Source organism: Sediminivirga luteola, from assembly GCF_014639315.1.
Lineage (GTDB): Bacteria > Actinomycetota > Actinomycetes > Actinomycetales > Brevibacteriaceae > Sediminivirga > Sediminivirga luteola.
In genome coordinates, this window is the sequence record NZ_BMFY01000040.1 from 1 (window position 1) to 1,413 (window position 1,413).

Consider the following 1,413-nt stretch of genomic DNA (forward strand, 5'->3'; position numbering starts at 1 on the left):
CGCTGTATACGGACTGACGCCTGCCCGGTGCTGGAAGGTTAAGAGGACTCGTTAGACCCTTTCGGGGGTTGAAGCGGAGAATTTAAGCCCCAGTAAACGGCGGTGGTAACTATAACCATCCTAAGGTAGCGAAATTCCTTGTCGGGTAAGTTCCGACCTGCACGAATGGCGTAACGACTTCTCTGCTGTCTCCACCACGAACTCGGCGAAATTGCACTACGAGTAAAGATGCTCGTTACGCGCAGCAGGACGGAAAGACCCCGAGACCTTCACTATAGTTTGGTATTGGTGTTCGGTGTGGCTTGTGTACGATAGGTGGGAGACTGTGAAGCATCCGCGCTAGCGGGTGTGGAGTCGTTGTTGAAATACCACTCTGGCTGCTTCGGATACCTTAACTTCGGACCCTGATCGGGTTCAGGGACAGTGCCTGATGGGTAGTTTAACTGGGGCGGTTGCCTCCCAAAGAGTAACGGAGGCGCCCAAAGGTTCCCTCAGCCTGGTTGGCAATCAGGTGTTGAGTGTAAGTGCACAAGGGAGCTTGACTGTGAGACGGACGTGTCGAGCAGGAACGAAAGTTGGGACTAGTGACCCGGCCATGGCTTGTGGAAGCGTGGTCGCTCAACGGATAAAAGGTACCTCGGGGATAACAGGCTGATCTTGCCCAAGAGTCCATATCGACGGCATGGTTTGGCACCTCGATGTCGGCTCGTCGCATCCTGGGGCTGGAGTCGGTCCCAAGGGTTGGGCTGTTCGCCCATTAAAGCGGTACGCGAGCTGGGTTTAGAACGTCGTGAGACAGTTCGGTCCCTATCCGCTGCGTGCGTGGGAAATTTGAGAAGGGCTGTCCTTAGTACGAGAGGACCGGGACGGACGAACCTCTGGTGTGCCAGTTGTACCGCCAGGTGCATGGCTGGTTGGCTACGTTCGGGAGGGATAACCGCTGAAAGCATCTAAGTGGGAAGCCTGCTTCAAGATGAGATTTCCTTGACCCTTTAGGGGTTGTGAGGCGCCCTAGAGATCATGGGGTTGATAGGCCAGATGTGGAAGCGTAGTAATACGTGTAGCTGACTGGTACTAATACGCCGAAGACTTACCACATACATTCACGCCTTTTTGGGTGTGGGCTGTTGCGTGGAAGGCATACCAAGTGGCGCAATGTGTGCGTGTGGTGTTTCGTGTCTGCTGTGTGGTTCTTGCTCCACAAACCACCACCCCCCAGTGTGGGGGGTGGGTTGTTGGGGTGTGTGTTTTGCGGTGGTGATAGCGGTGGGGAAACGCCCGGTGCCCATTCCGAACCCGGTAGCTAAGCCTGCCAGCGCTGATGGTACTGCACTCTAGGGGGTGTGGGAGAGTAAGACGCTGCCGCAATTCTTGTTGGGGGGTCTGCCTGTGTGGGTGGGCCCCCCTTTTTTT

2 rRNA genes are annotated in these 1,413 nt (G+C 55.6%); both read left to right on the forward strand.

What is annotated here, in order from left to right:
• Positions 1-1,098: ribosomal RNA gene (locus tag IEW13_RS17235) — 23S ribosomal RNA — on the forward strand; the annotation flags it as partial.
• 152 nt (positions 1,099-1,250) lie between these two features.
• Positions 1,251-1,368: ribosomal RNA gene (gene rrf, locus IEW13_RS17240) — 5S ribosomal RNA — on the forward strand.
• Positions 1,369-1,413 lie beyond the last annotated feature (45 nt).